This window comes from Colwellia chukchiensis (assembly GCF_002104455.1).
GTDB lineage: Bacteria > Pseudomonadota > Gammaproteobacteria > Enterobacterales > Alteromonadaceae > Cognaticolwellia > Cognaticolwellia chukchiensis.
This window is the reverse complement of the sequence record NZ_NBOC01000001.1, coordinates 166,870-182,819: the sequence shown is the minus strand read 5'-3', so window position 1 is coordinate 182,819 and position 15,950 is coordinate 166,870. Positions and strand designations below refer to the sequence as shown.

17 protein-coding genes are annotated in these 15,950 nt (G+C 41.9%); 8 read left to right on the top strand and 9 right to left on the bottom strand.

Translation table 11 applies throughout. The features are described 5' to 3' along the window. Positions 1-13 precede the first annotated feature (13 nt). Together B6K83_RS00880 and B6K83_RS00875 are read left to right on the top strand one after the other, a co-directional pair. Complete coding sequence (locus B6K83_RS00880) at positions 14-844, top strand: mechanosensitive ion channel family protein (RefSeq protein WP_085282311.1); 831 nt, start codon at positions 14-16, stop codon at positions 842-844. Beyond that, entirely contained in the window at positions 834-1,613 is a 780-nt protein-coding gene (locus B6K83_RS00875) for a DUF481 domain-containing protein (protein ID WP_085282309.1), read from the top strand. Before B6K83_RS00880 ends, B6K83_RS00875 begins: the two co-directional genes overlap by 11 nt. A 138-nt stretch (positions 1,614-1,751) precedes the next feature. Here B6K83_RS00875 and B6K83_RS00870 read toward each other — a convergent pair whose 3' ends face one another. After that, entirely contained in the window at positions 1,752-3,341 is a 1,590-nt protein-coding gene (locus tag B6K83_RS00870; RefSeq protein ID WP_085282307.1) for an isocitrate lyase, read from the bottom strand. Positions 3,342-3,676: 335 nt separating this feature from the next. Between B6K83_RS00870 and B6K83_RS00865 the strand changes: the two genes are divergently transcribed. The 5 genes from B6K83_RS00865 to B6K83_RS00845 all read left to right on the top strand — a co-directional run bounded on the left by B6K83_RS00865 (position 3,677) and on the right by B6K83_RS00845 (position 9,088). Further along, positions 3,677-4,612, top strand: coding sequence for a LysR family transcriptional regulator (locus tag B6K83_RS00865; protein ID WP_085282305.1), 936 nt, complete (start codon positions 3,677-3,679; stop codon positions 4,610-4,612). Between the two features lie 11 nt (positions 4,613-4,623). Next, positions 4,624-5,004 carry a CidA/LrgA family protein gene (locus B6K83_RS00860; protein ID WP_085282303.1) on the top strand — a complete coding sequence of 127 codons (381 nt, stop codon included), beginning with the start codon at positions 4,624-4,626 and terminating at the stop codon, positions 5,002-5,004. 10 nt (positions 5,005-5,014) lie between these two features. Then, complete coding sequence (locus tag B6K83_RS00855; protein WP_085282301.1) at positions 5,015-5,737, top strand: LrgB family protein; 723 nt, start codon at positions 5,015-5,017, stop codon at positions 5,735-5,737. Positions 5,738-6,027: 290 nt separating this feature from the next. Next, entirely contained in the window at positions 6,028-8,208 is a 2,181-nt protein-coding gene (locus tag B6K83_RS00850; protein WP_085282299.1) for a malate synthase G, read from the top strand. 376 nt (positions 8,209-8,584) lie between these two features. Further along, positions 8,585-9,088, top strand: a complete 504-nt coding sequence (locus tag B6K83_RS00845; protein WP_085282297.1) for a hypothetical protein — start codon at positions 8,585-8,587, stop codon at positions 9,086-9,088. Positions 9,089-9,220: 132 nt separating this feature from the next. On the opposite strand, the gene B6K83_RS00840 is transcribed toward B6K83_RS00845, so the two are convergent. From B6K83_RS00840 to B6K83_RS00825, 4 genes are all read right to left on the bottom strand, one after another. After that, entirely contained in the window at positions 9,221-10,165 is a 945-nt protein-coding gene (locus tag B6K83_RS00840; protein WP_085282295.1) for an AAA family ATPase, read from the bottom strand. 3 nt (positions 10,166-10,168) lie between these two features. Then, positions 10,169-10,873, bottom strand: coding sequence for a hypothetical protein (locus tag B6K83_RS00835; protein WP_085282293.1), 705 nt, complete (start codon positions 10,871-10,873; stop codon positions 10,169-10,171). Further along, a complete protein-coding gene (locus B6K83_RS00830; RefSeq protein ID WP_085282291.1) occupies positions 10,863-11,414 on the bottom strand; it encodes an RNA polymerase sigma factor in 552 nt (183 codons plus the stop codon). The genes B6K83_RS00835 and B6K83_RS00830 overlap by 11 nt, the downstream gene beginning before the upstream one ends. Positions 11,415-11,556: 142 nt before the next feature. Continuing rightward, on the bottom strand, positions 11,557-12,450 hold the full coding sequence (locus B6K83_RS00825) for a hydrogen peroxide-inducible genes activator (protein WP_085282289.1): 894 nt from the start codon (positions 12,448-12,450) through the stop codon (positions 11,557-11,559). 282 nt (positions 12,451-12,732) lie between these two features. Here B6K83_RS00825 and B6K83_RS00815 point away from each other — a divergent pair, with 282 nt between their 5' ends. Next, the gene (locus tag B6K83_RS00815; RefSeq protein ID WP_085282285.1) at positions 12,733-13,014 is read left to right on the top strand and encodes a peptidylprolyl isomerase; all 282 of its coding nucleotides are present in this window, start codon (positions 12,733-12,735) and stop codon (positions 13,012-13,014) included. Positions 13,015-13,091: 77 nt separating this feature from the next. Here the strand turns inward: B6K83_RS00815 and msrQ are convergent, their stop codons facing one another. The 4 genes from msrQ to B6K83_RS00795 form a co-directional block, all read right to left on the bottom strand. Next, positions 13,092-13,730 (bottom strand): protein-methionine-sulfoxide reductase heme-binding subunit MsrQ, encoded by a 639-nt coding sequence (msrQ, locus tag B6K83_RS00810; protein WP_233143765.1) that lies wholly within the window; start codon positions 13,728-13,730, stop codon positions 13,092-13,094. Continuing rightward, on the bottom strand, positions 13,730-14,731 hold the full coding sequence (msrP, locus tag B6K83_RS00805; RefSeq protein WP_085282283.1) for a protein-methionine-sulfoxide reductase catalytic subunit MsrP: 1,002 nt from the start codon (positions 14,729-14,731) through the stop codon (positions 13,730-13,732). The genes msrQ and msrP overlap by 1 nt, the downstream gene beginning before the upstream one ends. A gap of 81 nt (positions 14,732-14,812) precedes the next feature. Beyond that, positions 14,813-15,181, bottom strand: a complete 369-nt coding sequence (locus B6K83_RS00800; RefSeq protein WP_085282281.1) for a glutaredoxin family protein — start codon at positions 15,179-15,181, stop codon at positions 14,813-14,815. A 112-nt stretch (positions 15,182-15,293) separates the two neighbouring features. Further along, positions 15,294-15,845, bottom strand: a complete 552-nt coding sequence (locus B6K83_RS00795) for a DUF2058 domain-containing protein (protein ID WP_085282279.1) — start codon at positions 15,843-15,845, stop codon at positions 15,294-15,296. Between the last annotated feature and the right edge of the window lie 105 nt (positions 15,846-15,950).

Sequence of the window (15,950 nt, the reverse complement as noted above, 5' to 3'; positions counted from 1 at the left end):
TGTAAGGTAAACCATGGAAACGATACAAAACTGGCTAATTAACAACCAACAAATTCTGTATGATTTTAGCCTTAAATTATTGGCAGCTATCGCCATTGTGTTAATTGGTAAACTGGTCGCTAATATAATCCGCCAAGGGGTGGTAAAAGTTTTACGCCTCAAAGGTATAGATCCTGCGATCATTTCTTTTATCGGTAGCCTACTTTATAGCATGCTGTTTTTTATCGTTATTGTTGCTGCTATTTCTCATTTAGGCTTTAATACCACCTCATTAGTCGCCATTGTCGGTGCCGCTGGTCTAGCGATAGGTTTAGCATTACAAGGCTCATTATCTAACTTTGCGTCTGGTGTTTTGCTGATTGTTTTTAAACCCTTTAAAGCCGGCGATTTTATTGATGTTTCGGGTGTGTCTGGCATAGTAGAAGAAATACATGTCTTTTCAACTAAATTACGCACCGGCGATAATAAAGCGGTGATTATTCCAAATAATAAAATAACCTCTAACACTATCACCAATTTTTCAACTAAGCCTGAGCGACGTCTAGATTTAGTGATAGGGGTCAGTTATGACGCAGATCTAGCAAAAACCAAAGCGCTACTTACCAAGCTAACCAGTGAGCATGAGTTAGTTTTAAAAGATAAAGAAGTGGTTATTGGGGTGCAGGAGTTAGCCGAAAGCTCAGTCAACTTTGTCGTTCGCCCTTGGGTAGCCTCGGGCGACTACTGGCCTTTACATCGCGATTTGCTGGAAAAAATCAAAATCGCATTAGACGATGCAGGCATCGAAATACCCTACCCACAAGTATCTATTCATATGAATAAAGAGGAAAAACATGCGTCATAAATTAATTTCAGCCGCGCTATGCTGTGTTTCACTGGCAACAGCTGCTGAAGAAGCAAAAATTGAAAAAGCCAAGTCGCCATATACCGCTTCGGCCGAGTTAGGTTTATTATTTAAAACCGGTGATACAAAAAGCGCAGATATTAAGGCAGGCTTTGACTTAACGCATGAGCTTGAACGCTGGAAATCTACACTACAGTTAGACCTACTCGTGAAAAAAAGTGAGCAGGAAGATGACAACGGTGAAGATCATTTTATCACCAGTGACCAGAAATGGACCGCTGTGGCACAAACCAACTACACCTTAGATAAAGCCAGCCCAAACTATATCTATGGTAACGTTTCCTATGAAGATAATCGCTTTAGTAGCTTTGAAAGCCAAAGTTCGATTTCAACTGGTTGGGGTCGTCGTTGGTTTGAAACTGAAAAAGCCACGCTAGATGCCGATATTGGTCCAGGTTACAAACGTGATGTATTACGAGCGACGAATACCGAACCAGAAGAGACCAACTCTGCCTTTATCATTCAGGCACAAGCGCTATACAAACGTCAGATTAATGAGCATGTGTTATTTAGACAATTACTTGTTGCTAAGTATTCGCCTAAATCAGGTGAAAACAGTACCTATAAAGCACGCACCTCAATTTCAACTAAATTAATTGAAACCTTACAGCTTAAGTTTAGCTTAACCTTGGATTACAACACAGAGGTTGATGAGGACAAAGAAAACTTAAATACTGAAACTGCCATGACTTTGGTCTACAGCTTCTAAAAGCTAATTCAAAAGTAAGTAAACATTAAAAAAAACCAGTGCCTAGGCGCTGGTTTTTTATTGCATTAATGGTAAATAGCACTGTTAAATGACGACATGTTAAATAACAGTGCTTTACCTTGGCTAACTAAGGAGAGCTTAGTTAAATTGATTTGAGGTGTTTTTCTCGCCAGCAGCTTTTAAAGCGTTTTCACCAGCAAAATATTCTTTGTGATCATCGCCAATGTCAGAGCCAGACATGTTTTGATGTTTAACACAGGCAATACCTTGACGAATTTCCTTACGTTGTACCCCTTCAACATAGCCTAGCATCGCCGCATCACCAAAGTACTCTTTCGCTAGATTATCCACTGATAATGCTGTGGTATGGTAGGTTGGTAAGGTGATCAGGTGATGGAAAATACCCGCTTCTCTGGCCGTATCAGCTTGGAAGCTACGAATTTTATCATCTGCACGCTTAGCAAGTTCACTGTTATCGTATTCAACATTCATTAAGTCGTCACGCACATATTCAGAGACATCTTCGCCTGCTTCAACCATGGCATCATAAGCTTGTTGACGGAAGTTCAAGGTCCAGTTAAATGACGGACTATTGTTATACACTAACTTAGCATTAGGGATCTCTTTACGCACTTCTGTCATCATGGCGGTAATATCAGCCACATTCGGTGTCGCGGTTTCAATCCAAATCAAATCAGCACCGGCTTTAATGGCTTCTACGCTGTCAAATACACAACGCGCCTCACCTGTCCCTGGACGAAATTGGTATAAACCGGAAGGTAAGCGCTTAGGGCGCACAAGTTTACCATTGCGATTAAAACATACATCTCCTTCAGCCATATCAGCTACATCGATTTCTTCAACATCCAAGTAAGAGTTATATTGATCACCTTGATCGCCAGGCTCTTTTACAACGGCAATTTCTTTGGTCAACCCCGCCCCTTCAGAGTCGGTGCGCGCCACAATAATGCCGTTGTCAATACCCAGCTCTAAGAACGCATGGCGCAGTGCACGAATTTTGGCATGAAAATCAGCGTGTGGTACGGTTACTTTACCGTCTTGGTGACCACATTGTTTTTCATCTGCCACTTGGTTTTCAATTTGCAGTGCACAAGCACCAGCTTCTATCATTTGCTTTGCCATTAAGTAGGTAGCTTCAGCATTACCAAAACCCGCATCAATATCGGCAATAATCGGCACGACATGCGTGACATGGTTGTCAATTTGATCTTGTATTGCCGCTTTTTCGCTCTCACTGCTTGCCGCATCTAAGGCACGAAATAAATCACCTAATTCACGAGCATCAGCTTGACGCAAAAAGGTATATAGCTCTCTTACTAAGTCAGCAACCGTTGTTTTCTCGTGCATGGACTGATCGGGTAATGGACCAAACTCACTGCGTAAGGCCGCTACCATCCAACCAGACAGGTATAAATAACGACGGTCAGTATTGCCACCAAAGTGTTTTTTAATCGAAATCATTTTTTGTTGACCAACAAAACCATGCCAACAACCTAACGACTGAGTATATTTAGAACTGTCAGCATCATACGCGTCCATATCTCGTCGCATAATATCAGCGGTATATTGTGCTATTTCCAAACCGGTTTTAAACTTATTCTGCACCCGCATACGAGCCACAGATTCTGGATTAATGGCATCCCAAGAGCTGCCTGCTTTTTCTTTAATTGCTCGTACTGCTGCTATTGCGCTTTGATAATTCGACATAGTGGTTCTCCAAAAAGTCTTAACTGACTCGATTTATGATCATGCTGATGCTTGGGGTATGCTGTGATACCGAACACCATTAATACTAAACCACAATATAGAAATAAACAAAATACATACCAAACATCCTTATCATTCACACCATGAATACATCATTATATACACAACATCTATGTCTGGTTAGTTAGTGTAGTTTTTCACCATCTTGACTTAGCCATTATCGGTTGGCGCAAACTTTAGCCTACTAAAGGCATTTATTTCATAAATTTACTTGATTATCATTTTTAGCCATGACATATATTTGAGTTATATTTTTCCGCTAAATTATTAGTAATATGAATATCTCAAAAATTGATTTAAACCTGCTTATTTATCTTGATGTCTTACTACGCGAAAAAAACGTCACTCGCGCGGCTGGTCAATTAAACATTACGCAACCAGCCATGAGTAATGGTTTGAAGCGTTTACGCACGCTATTTAATGATCCGATATTGGTTCGTACCTCTGATGGCATGGTGCCGACAGAACGAGCTCGGGCGTTAGCGCCGACCATTCGAAAAATATTATTAGAGCTAGAAGAAGCACTTCAAGGAGAAGAAGAGTTTAATGAACAACATAGTCAGCGTGTATTTCGCATTATGGCTAGCGATTATGCAGCATCAACACTACTCCCTAAATTGTTAAAACGTATTAATCAAATTGCGCCTAATGTTACTATTGATATTATGACGCCAAGTGATGTGACCTTTCACGACGTTGAAGCGGGAAAAATTGATATGGCAATTAATCGCTTTGATGAATTACCACAGTCTTTTCACCAAAAAACCATCTGGCGCGATTCGTTTTCTTGCTTATTAAGTGCCGACAACCCCGTAGTGGCAAAGTTTAATCTTAATTCTTACCTCAGCGCTAAGCATGTTTGGGTATCAAAAACAGGCTTTGGTGTCGGTGTGGGTATGGACCCCAAAGACGTACAGAAGCTTGGCTGGGTTGATGAGGCACTAGCGCGATTAGGCAAAAAGCGCGATATTAAAGTCTTTACCCGTAATTACCATGTTGCTATGCAACTGGCATTTGAAGACGAGTTGGTCGCCACTTTGCCTTCTCGTGCCGCGCTGATTCATAAGAATGACAGTAATTACACCATAGTCAACCCCCCCTTTGATATTCCAGATATTGAGTTAAAAATGATCTGGAGCCCGCTACTACATCACGACGCTAGCCATATTTGGTTTCGACAATTAGTAATTGAAGCGGCCAATGAAGGGTAAAACGAAACGATATGGCCATGCGTGTAACCATGTTTAAAAACCACATGGCTCAGGTGTTATATAGTGTTTTTGCTATCATGACTTGTCTAGGTTTAGGTAAGCTTTGCGCTTTACTCGCCCCTATTTTACCGGCAAGTCTGTACGGCCTGATTATTTTTACCCTGACCTTGCATTTTCGGTTATTTAACGCCGATCAGATCAAAGCCAGTGTGGTTTGGAGCATTAAGCATATGGCGGTATGCTTTGTGCCGGCCGGTGTTGGCATTATCAACCATTTTGAGCTGCTAAAGCAATTTGGGTTGACTATTATTGCCATAACCTTTGCCACAACTTTCTTGCTTTTAACCTTAGTTGCGCTTTGCTATCAGCAGTGCAGCCAAGAGAAAAACTAGGCAGGCAATAATGACAGGCTTTATTTCTCACCACCTGTTTTCGTCCATATTGGCGGTCGGTGGCACCATTATATTGTTTCAGTTATTTGCCCGGCTACAGCAAAGACTGCGATTGATTTGGCTACAGCCAATGCTAATGACTATTTTAGCCCTTATCGCCATTATGCTTTGGCAAGGTATTAGCTTCGAGCAGTATTTTTCAAACGCCTGGCTGCTCAATGCATTATTAGAGCCGGCGGTTGTCGCCTTGGGTTTTCCACTTTATCAGCATTTAGGCACCATAATAAAACAGTGGAAAGCTATCCTGTTAGTGTTATGTATTGGCGCTTTCACGGCCATTATCAGCAGTTTTTTGCTCACTATCGCTATCATCGCTGATCACAGCATAGCGGTGGCGTTAGCTCTAAAGTCGGTCACCACACCGATTGCACTGGCAATCGCAGGCCAGCTCGATGGCAATACTGCTATTACTGCGTTTGCGATTATATTGGCCGGTATTTTTGGCGCCATTATCGGCCCACCTTGGCTAAAGTTTCTTAACGTAAACTCTGCAAAAGTACAAGGTTTAGCCATAGGCGCGGCAAGTCATGCCATAGGCACAGCAACGGTTAGCAATATTAGCTACCAACATGCTGCCTATAGCTCACTAGCGCTGATTGTTTCTGCCGTGATCACCGCATTAACCAGCCCGTTTATCATTAACTTTTTATCCAGTCTTCTCTTAGCGGTATGATTTGCAGAACCCACCCAAACATTCACGATATGAATGATAATAATAGTAACAAACAATACTATGAATACACCTATTTTCAAAAGTGCTGCTTTAACTTTTTAATCCATAACTTACAAAGACTTAAAACTTCGAACTTTATTAAAATGCTTGCACATGGCGTTTTAATATAGCAATCAGCGCGCGCAGTGCTATTGCATAAGCCGATTAATATTTTTACATTGCAACTATAAGTTCTTTAAAGCGCGTAGTTTATTCAAACAGCTTGCTTACTTTTTTAAAAAAGGTGCCCCATGACAAAACGAATTACCATTGAAAACTTGCAAGTTGCAGAATCTTTATATCAATTTGTTAACAAGCAAGTACTGCCTGGTTTAGCGATTACTGAAGCGAGTTTTTGGGCTGGTTTTGCGAAAATTATTGCCGATCTCAGCCCAAAAAATCACGCGCTATTACAAACACGCATCAGTTTACAGCAGCAAATTAACGACTATCATCAACAGCAATCCGCAAGTGACTTTGATTTTAATGACTATAAAGCGTTTTTAACGCGTATTGGGTATTTAGCGCCCGAAGTTGCAGACTTTACCATTAGCACTGACAATGTCGACGCCGAGCTAGCCACCATCGCTGGACCACAATTGGTAGTGCCAGTTATGAACGCCCGCTTTGCGTTAAATGCGGTCAATGCGCGCTGGGGCAGTTTATATGATGCACTATATGGCTCAGATGTTATTAGTAGCGATCATGGTGCAGAAAAGAATAAAGCCTATAATCCAGTTCGAGGTGGCAAGGTTATCGCTTTTGCCCGCGACTTTTTAGATCAAACCATTCCTTTACAAGCCGGCTCTCATCACGAAAGCAAAGGTTATCACATTGTTGATAACACCCTTACGGTTGTATTAAACAACGATCAAGTAACCCAGTTAGTTGAGCCCGCATTATTTATCGGCTACCTTGGAGCCAAAGACTGTCCACAAGGCTTAGTGTTTAAACATCACGATTTACATTTTATCATCGAATTTGAGCAAGCAAGCGCCATAGCGCAAAGCGATATCGCAGGTATTAGTGATATTGCGGTCGAGTCTGCACTAACCACGATAATGGATTGTGAAGACTCCGTTGCGGCAGTCGATGCTGAGGATAAAGTCATTGCCTATCAAAATTGGCTTGGCTTAAATCAAGGTACATTAACGGAAACCTTTGAAAAATCTGGCCAACAACAAACCCGTGCTATGCACCAAGATATAGAGTACCAAACACTTAATGACAGTAAAGCGACACTTAAAGCCCGTAGCTTAATGTTTGTACGCAATGTTGGCCACTTGATGACCAATAATGCGATACTTGATCAGCAAGGCCTTGAGGTACCTGAAGGTATCATGGATGCGGTGATCACGGCATTAATTGCTAGCTATGATGTCAAACAAAAAAATGCCTTAACCAATAGTGCCACCGGCTCTATCTACATAGTTAAACCCAAAATGCACGGCCCCGATGAAGTGGCTTTTGCTAATGAGTTATTTGACCGCACAGAAGACTTACTATCGCTACCGCGCAACACCATTAAAATGGGGATTATGGATGAGGAACGCCGCACCAGTGTCAACCTAAAAGCCTGTATTTATCAAGCTAAAGCGCGCGTTGTCTTTATCAACACTGGCTTTCTTGATCGCACCGGTGATGAAATTCATACTTCAATGGCAGCTGGTGTTATGGCACGAAAAGCCGATATCAAATTAACTAAGTGGATCAGCGCTTATGAAGACAACAATGTTGACGTTGGCCTAGCCTGCGGTTTCAGTGGTAAGGCGCAAATCGGCAAAGGTATGTGGCCAGTACCGGATCAAATGGCCAATATGTTGGCGACAAAAATCAACCATGTCGAGGCAGGCGCAAATACGGCTTGGGTGCCTTCGCCAACCGCCGCAACCTTACACGCTTTGCATTACCATAAAGTTGACGTTTTTAAATTACAACAACAGCTAAAGCGACGGCCACCTGCGCGCTTGGATGATATTTTAACAATACCATTAGCCGAGCATAGCAACTGGACAAGTCAAGAAATCAGCGACGAGTTAGATAATAATGCTCAGGGCATTTTAGGCTATGTAGTGCGCTGGATTGACCAAGGCGTGGGCTGTTCAAAAGTTCCTGATATCAATAACGTTGGTTTAATGGAAGATCGCGCAACTTTACGCATATCGAGTCAGCACATGGCGAATTGGCTACAACATAACATTTGTACACCTGAGCAAGTGTTAGCCAGCATGAAAAAAATGGCGCGGGTTGTCGACAAGCAAAATCAAAATGACAGCCAATATCACGCCATGGCTGTTGATTTTGACAATAATATTGCCTTTCAAACTGCATTATCCTTAGTGTTTGAAGGACATTTACAACCTAATGGCTATACCGAACCCCTGCTGCATAAAAATAGAGCGTTATTTAAAAGCGTGGCTCAAGCTCACTAAACAACAATAACTCTCAGCCATGCTAACTAAGCCCAAGCTCTTCATCAGCTTGGGCTAGTTAAGTTTGCGATCAGCCGTTAGCATGATTAAGTTTCGTTACGCTATGGTGAAATTTATTTGCGGATATCGGGTTCTTATAATAGATGCTTAGCTCAGGCGCTTAGCTAGCAGTTATAACTATCACAACGCTTAGTCAGAAAAGTGACTCGGCCTTGTTGTTACAGTGGTTACTGCGCTGTTGGTCTGAAAAACAGTACCTTTTATCTTATTTTTGTCGCGCAATTGCCAACACCACACTATATTAATTTGTAACAATTTAGTACTATAGCGCCGTCATCAAGGATTGAGGCTGCGAAAATATTATGGGGGAGTTGAGATGAACAAACAAATAAAGATAACCTTATCTATCACACTTTTGTCGACCCTTGGCTTATATAATTCCAATATACTAGCCGCCCCTCATACGATAAACAACGCGCTAGCAAGTATCAGCGCCTATCAACTTGTGCCAAAAGTACCCAGTTTAGCTGGCAATAGTGCCTACCCTAGCCTGACGAGTGAAGTTTTTATTTCCTATCCAAGTCAGGGATTCATCTCGTTACCCAAAGCGCCTGTAAAACCATTAGCTGGCATCGAAGTCGTCGATTTTGCCATAATAACGCCAAACGGCATTCAGAAAAAAAACTCTATCTTTGAATTTGCGGCAAAATTTAACGATACGCTGCAACAAATACTGGCCTTTTTTGACTTGTCATCAGCAGAGAGTGATGGCAAAAATAAATCTTATAATGAAAGCCCTAGAGCTGAAAATAGCTATTTAATTAGCCAAGTTACAGCGAAAAAACCAATAACAACCTGCCGCGCTAAAAGCAGTAGCTAAGAGCAGCAAAAAGTTAACCCTTAGCTTTAATCTGTAGCTTATCAACAAAAAAGTCGCTTAGTAGCGACTTTTTTCATCAACATTAGCGCTGTAATTAAATAACCCCACCTGCGCTTAATATATTATTCACCCTTAAAACTGATAAGCATTGGCGCTTTCCATCAGTGTTTGTGCATTAATGCTATCTTTAGCACAACGGGCAATATCTTTTTGGCTAAACACCATAATTCTATCTTGGTAGCCTCGCTCTGACTTTTCTCCTGCTGATTTAACAATGATACTGACATGCTCATTGCTAGGTAACGCTTTTAGGCCATTACCATATAAACATAAGGTCGCGACTAAACTTTGCGTAAGTTGCTGATATTGCTCACTACGCGCTTTCGCCTTTGCAGCTTGCTTGGCTTTTTGCGCCATAGCCATTTCCTGGCCGATTTGATGTAAAGATTGTTGCTCATCTTGTAGCGCTTTTTCTTTTTCAGCTAACTTAGCTAATGCTTGTTCGAGCTCTGCTTTATCGTCATCATTAGCACGGGCAAGTTGGTAGCTTAGATCACGTTTTTCGCGGGCAATTTCTCGTAAACTATAGGCTAAGTCACGTTGCTGCTCTCTTAACTCTCGAGCTTGCTCACGGTTTTGCTGCAAAGCTTCCCTGACACTCTCATATTCAGCAGCGGCTGAGCCTAGTGCCTGAGTAACAGTTTCATTTACGTCAATATCAAACATTTCATGAAACTCTTGATTAACCTCTGGTGCTATCGGCGCAGCAGGTATATCTGGCATCTTGGGTAATTCAGGCAAGGTAAAGTTAAAATTATATTCATGCCACTGCCGACCCATAGCCCCTGAGCTAATGGTAAATACCACCCCTTGGCCGCGCAGGTAAGTGCTATCAATACGGTTTATTTTCATGCCATGAGCTGCTGATTGATCAGCCATCGAGGATTTAAAAATATCGCTCATGATCGATAGTTGTTGACGCATCACTGAATATTCTTGCTCTGCTGCAGTTACGAACCCTGAAACGAGTAAACAAGGTAATATCATCTTGGTGGTAAAGTTTTTTAATTTCTTCATTTTCTACTCCTCAGCAGTCCAATTAGCAGGTGTGCGATTGACATCACCATGATTTAAGCCAAAGCCTGTCACATTTTGTCTTTGATAAGCTTGGTTATATTTAATTGCTTGTTCAAGCGCTTGAAACTTTAAGTTTTGCTCGAGTAATTCATCTTGTCGTTGCGCAGTAATATAGTGCATAAAATCACTGATATCTTCTTGGCGCTCTTGTCGCGAAGCCGACAATATATAGCTTGCCAACTCTAAGTTACTTGCTTGCTGTTTTTCTTTAATTTCAGCAGCATAACTGGCGAGTATTCGCTCCTGCCTCTGAGCAAAGCCTTGTAGCTTAGCATCAACGAGTTTTGCCAATTTATCATCTGTTACTTGCGTCGAGCTGCCGGCAAAACTTAATAGCAGCCCTTGTTCATGTACGACTAGCTCCACTTTAAATAACACTAACACCAACGCAAAAACAGAAAACGCCATCGACAAAGCGGGTAAACCGCGCCATGACCAAAAAGGCACTTTATTGCCGACAAAGGCACGGCCGCGATCCCAACTTGGCACGTCTGCATCTGCTGTCATAGCAACATGCTCCTTTAGGGTGTTGACGGTATTTTTTCGCTGTTGCCACTCGGGCTCTGCGTTAATTTGACTATCATCTGATTTACCATCAAGCCAGTCGGCAAACGCTTGCTCTTGCGCTAACTGTTCTTTATTTGACATGATCTATCTCCAAATGATGTTTTAACTTATCTAATGCACTATACAAACGAGACTTAGCTGTATTGACTGAGATCCCCAATTGCTGGGCAATGTCATCAAAAGTACAGTGCTGAAAAAACTTTAACTCCACCACTAATTTTTGGCTCAGTGGTAAGATTTGCAGGGCTGAGTTTAAAATATTTGCCTGCTGATGTGACCACAAATCTCCCACAGGGCAGGCGTCACTTGCTGTCTCGGCTTGCTCTGGCGCATCATCGATAGATTGGGTTGGCTTTCTGCGCCGATAAAACTCAATACAACGATAATGGGCAATTTTAAAGAGCCAGCCTTTAAACGGGCTATCACCGCGAAACGCCGCGAGATTACGAAACACCGCAAGAAATACATCTTGCATTAAATCCATCGCATCATCAGGGTTATTTACCATGCGTAAACTATAGTTGTATAAGTTTTTCTCATACCGCTTAACTAAGGTGATCCAAGCTGACTTTTTGCCTTTCAGCGCTTGCTTTACTAGCGTTTCATCGCTTCGCTCAAACACGCAATGTCCTATTATTGTTAGTTAATCCCTAGCGTTCTAAGAAATATTCGCCAAGCGTTAGTTTCTTATTGCTAAATGATGTCAGTGACTCTGTTATAGTTAATGTCGCATTAAGATCAAATAAAGTTTGAAAATTAGCACTTTATTTTAATAAATTTTGCAAAATTTCTGAAAGTGTTTGATATACCGAGGTTTTAGCACTTGTTGCTCGCCGCAGTAAGGCAATTTCTCGGTAGACTTTACTGGCTAATGGCTCAACTATTAGCCCTTCTGCCCTCCCTAAACCTTTGTTCACCGCCATTTCTGGTAAAAAAGTAAAGCCTTGGTGATAGGCGGTCATCTGCACTAAAGTCGACAAACTCGTCGCGGAAAAAGGGTTGATTCGGCTAGTATCAGCCAAGTTGCACGCGGCGATGGCATGGCGCGTTAAACAGTGTTCATTAGACAGTAAAAATACACTGTGCTCAGGCAGACTTTGATAGTGTTGCCCTAAACGAAACTTCGCCATAGCTTGAGGAGCGCCGGCCGCATAAAAGTGGTCCTTACCAACCACTTGGCTTTCAAAACCACTGTCGACAATAGGTAACGCCAAGATTACCGCATCTAGCTCGCCTTGTTTTAGCAAGTGTAAAAGCTGGTCTGTAGTATCTTCTCGAAAATAAATGAGCAAGTTTTTTAACGCTTGTTGGCAAACGGGCACTAAGTCGGTTAACAAATAAGGGGCAATGGTAGGAATACAGCCGATATTAAATACTCCGCCATCTGCTTGCCCTTGCTGCTTGGCAAAGCTAACTAAATCATTGGCATCTACCAGCAATTTACGCGCTTTCTCGACAAAGGCGTTGCCTTGGTTGGTAAATAAAAACGACTTATTATCACGCTCTATCAGTTGGCAATTTAATTGTTGCTCTAGCTTTAATATTGCGCTACTTAAGGTTGATTGGCTAACAAAGCATGCTTGCGCCGCTTTATGAAAGTGCTGATGTTGGTGCAGAGCCACTAAATAACGTAGATGCTTTAAGTTCGGTAAATACATGCCAGCCTCATTCGCTCATGATGTAAAGAAGTGCCTTGATTTCAATTAACTTAACCTATTAATGAATCACTATACAATCAATAATATTAATAGCCTTTTACCACTGGCATACTCACGATAATGCGATAGCCTATTTTTCCACGCTTATGTAAGTTAACGAGCACTGTAATTAAAATAATTACGCTGCTTTTGGCAGCAAAAAAGCACGATGCCAGTTTTTTTTGATTATGAATTAAGGTAAGGTTTTGCAACTTTACACCGTAAAATAATAGAGGAAACACAATGTTAAGAGCGTCAGCACGTCATATTTTGGTCGACACTGAAGAGCAATGTCTAACATTAAAACAACAAATAGCCGCTGGTGAAGATTTTGCAAGCATCGCTAAAGCCCATTCTAATTGCCCATCGAAAGCACAAGGTGGCGCATTAGGATCTTTTGGTCGTGGTCAAATGGTGCAAGAGTTTGATGAAGTCGTGTTCTCAGCGGCGCTTAATCAAGTACAAGGACCGGTGAAAACGCAATTTGGCTATCATCTCGTGGAAGTCACAGCGCGTAGCGAATAAATACCTATTAAAGAACAAGGCAAGCGCGCAGCAAGAGTATGACGCGCTTGTTTATCACGGCTTAAGTTATGAGCTCTTTAACGCAACCAGCGACTAATCTTCTGTTTACGCAAGCTCAACAACACCAGTACCATCAGCAAATAAATGAGTGGCTCGACTATATTGCTTTTGACGGACCAATAAAAATGCCATGCGATTAGCAGCGCCGCTACATAAACAAAATTATGTAACTTTTGCCAGTTTTTCCCTAACTTGTTCTGTAAAGCGCTGACCGAAGTAATAGCTAAGGCGAGTAGTATTGTGAAAGCTGTCATGCCGATCGTGATATAGGGCCTATCGATAATTTCTGCAACAAATAACCGCCAGTCAAATTGCACTTCAAACGCTAAAAAACTCAGCACATGGCACAAACCATAACTAAAGCTGTACAAGCCGAGTAAACGCCTAACTTTCAGTAAATAGCCGGCACGAAATGTTTTCGCCAACGGTGTCACTGTCAACGTCAACAGCAATAAATTAAAACCGCCAATGCCGGTAAAGTGCATCACTGCTTTCACCGGATCCGCCCCTAATTGATCAGCAAAGGCTAAGCTATATATTGCCAGTAACGGCAGCAAAGCAGCGCAATGAATCACAAGTTTAAGCAGCCAAACCCGCCGGCGTAACCGCTGTGCTTTAACGGTGAAGATTGCAGTGTTCTTGGCATCACTTGACACTAGAAATACTTCCTTAAATCCATATTTTTATATAGCTTGGCAACTTCTTCACCATAACCATTAAACGGCAAGGTCGCGATACGATTGCGCGCTAATAAGCCCCCTGTGGTCAGTCGGCGCTCACTCGCTTGGCTCCAACGTGGATGATCTACCTCAGGGTTCACATTGGCATAAAAGCCGTATTCATGAGCTGCAAGCATATTCCATGTGGTTGGCGGTTGCCGCTCAACCAACTTAATGCCAACAATCGACTTAATGCTTTTAAAGCCGTATTTCCAGGGCACCACCAAGCGAATTGGCGCACCATTTTGTGGCGGCAGCGTTTTGCCGTATAAGCCAACCGCGAGAAAAGTTAAGGGATGCATGGCTTCATCAATGCGCAGCCCCTCGCGGTAAGGGTAATCGATACCACCACCAATACGCCGACTGGCTTGACCTGGCATTTGCTTGGGATCATATAAGGTTTCAAAGGCAACAAATTTGGCCCGTGAGGTAGGTGCGGCTTTTTTTATTAGCTGTGCCAATGGAAATCCAAGCCAAGGAATAACCATAGACCAAGCTTCAACACAGCGTAAGCGATATATACGCTCTTCTAACGGAAATTGCCGAAATAGCTGATCGTAATCGAGAACATAAGGTTTATCTACCGCTCCAGAGATGCTTAGCTGCCATGGATTAACCTTAAATGTTTGACTATTGTCCATAGGATCGCTTTTGCTGGTGCCAAACTCGTAAAAGTTGTTATGGGAAATAATTTTCGCTTCGGGGGTCAGTACTTGCTGAGTATCAGCGGCCTGTTGATAAGCTAAGTCATGGCGTTGAAAGTGAGTTTTTGGGTTACTAAAAAAATCCAAGCTTTGCGCTGGCATCGATTGCGCTAATAAACTTGCTGCGCCTAAATAGCCAAATTGCTTTAAAAGTTGACGTCTGTTGAGGTAAGTCGCCTCATCGGTAACCTCATGTTCAGACAATGTGCTGCTTTTTATGTGCTTAATTAACATTTTTACCTCTAAGTGATCACCCTATCTTGTGATAGATAGACCCCTTTAGAGGTAAAAAACTTCAAATTAATCTGCGAGGGTTCAGCTTTTCGGGGCAAACTTCGCTAAATAATCAATAATATCATTTGACTCATAAAGCCAAGTAACACTTTGGTCTTCATGGCAAATTTTTAAGCAAGGCACGGTTCTTTTGCCCCCTTCACGGATCAGTTCTTCTCTATATTCGGGCTGTTGATTGATATTGCGTAATTCAATATTTAAACCAAAACGTTTTATCGCTCGGCGTGTTTTCACACAAAACGGGCAGGCGGGTAGTTGATATAAACTTAAATGTGCTGTGCTGGCATCAACGGCTTGTTGTTGCTGTGCTGAGCGTTTTGGTGCGCGTGGAGAAAAGATAAAATTTAACAATAATATTAAACGACCAATTGGCCAACGAATTAAAAACATAGTAAAAAGTAACTCTCTGTTAAGTGATTTGTGTTAAGTGATTTGTGTTAAGTGATTTGTGTTAAAAAATTTCTGCTAATAGCTAACGAGCAACAGGCTTGTTAGCTACGCATTACCACATTAAATCATCAGGTATTTGAAACTCAGCGTAAGGGTCGTCATCGGCAAGGGATTCGTCGTCGACTTTGGTATTTTGCACTAACACCACACGGGTATCTAAACTGGCAACTTTATCGGCGGTTTCAGCGGTAACTATATAGGTCGTATCATCCATACCGCATAACGCTAAACGGCCATTGACGAGCGCTTTATGACTCACCTCATCAAGTAACAGCTTTTTAATTTTATTGTTGAAAGTATAGTTGTACTCGGTATCACCGCTGACATTCGTCACTTGATGGTGTTGTAATATTTGCAAAATTCTCAAGCGTTGCTCTTTGGCTTGTAACGCTTGTTTTTTTTCATTATTTAACGCAGTATCACGCGCTAACTTTTCTTGTTTGGCTAGCTCAAGCTCTTGTTTTACCTGCTCTTGTAAACTCGCTGCTACTTTTACGCCACTACGCTTTTGCTTGGAGCTTTTGCGTTTGTCAGTATTGGCTTGTCGCGCTTTTTGTTTAGTGGTTAAACCGGCTTTTAGCAACTGCTCTTGTAACGAGGCCATGTTAAATCCTATTGACTAAAATGAGATATGGTCGCTATTTTATCAGGTCATTACTGAGATTACAGTAGCCATTAAAAAAGTAGCTATCATAGCTACTTTTTTATT

Bases quoted from the DNA above. Each gene is read 5' to 3' on its own strand.
- B6K83_RS00880 (WP_085282311.1), top strand. From the start codon at position 14: ATGGAAACGATACAAAACTGGCTAATTAACAACCAACAAATTCTGTAT.
- B6K83_RS00875 (WP_085282309.1), top strand. From the start codon at position 834: ATGCGTCATAAATTAATTTCAGCCGCGCTATGCTGTGTTTCACTGGCA.
- B6K83_RS00870 (WP_085282307.1), bottom strand. From the start codon at position 3,341: ATGTCGAATTATCAAAGCGCAATAGCAGCAGTACGAGCAATTAAAGAA.
- B6K83_RS00865 (WP_085282305.1), top strand. From the start codon at position 3,677: ATGAATATCTCAAAAATTGATTTAAACCTGCTTATTTATCTTGATGTC.
- B6K83_RS00860 (WP_085282303.1), top strand. From the start codon at position 4,624: ATGGCCATGCGTGTAACCATGTTTAAAAACCACATGGCTCAGGTGTTA.
- B6K83_RS00855 (WP_085282301.1), top strand. From the start codon at position 5,015: ATGACAGGCTTTATTTCTCACCACCTGTTTTCGTCCATATTGGCGGTC.
- B6K83_RS00850 (WP_085282299.1), top strand. From the start codon at position 6,028: ATGACAAAACGAATTACCATTGAAAACTTGCAAGTTGCAGAATCTTTA.
- B6K83_RS00845 (WP_085282297.1), top strand. From the start codon at position 8,585: ATGAACAAACAAATAAAGATAACCTTATCTATCACACTTTTGTCGACC.
- B6K83_RS00840 (WP_085282295.1), bottom strand. From the start codon at position 10,165: ATGAAGAAATTAAAAAACTTTACCACCAAGATGATATTACCTTGTTTA.
- B6K83_RS00835 (WP_085282293.1), bottom strand. From the start codon at position 10,873: ATGTCAAATAAAGAACAGTTAGCGCAAGAGCAAGCGTTTGCCGACTGG.
- B6K83_RS00825 (WP_085282289.1), bottom strand. From the start codon at position 12,450: ATGTATTTACCGAACTTAAAGCATCTACGTTATTTAGTGGCTCTGCAC.
- B6K83_RS00815 (WP_085282285.1), top strand. From the start codon at position 12,733: ATGTTAAGAGCGTCAGCACGTCATATTTTGGTCGACACTGAAGAGCAA.
- msrP (WP_085282283.1), bottom strand. From the start codon at position 14,731: ATGTTAATTAAGCACATAAAAAGCAGCACATTGTCTGAACATGAGGTT.
- B6K83_RS00800 (WP_085282281.1), bottom strand. From the start codon at position 15,181: ATGTTTTTAATTCGTTGGCCAATTGGTCGTTTAATATTATTGTTAAAT.
- B6K83_RS00795 (WP_085282279.1), bottom strand. From the start codon at position 15,845: ATGGCCTCGTTACAAGAGCAGTTGCTAAAAGCCGGTTTAACCACTAAA.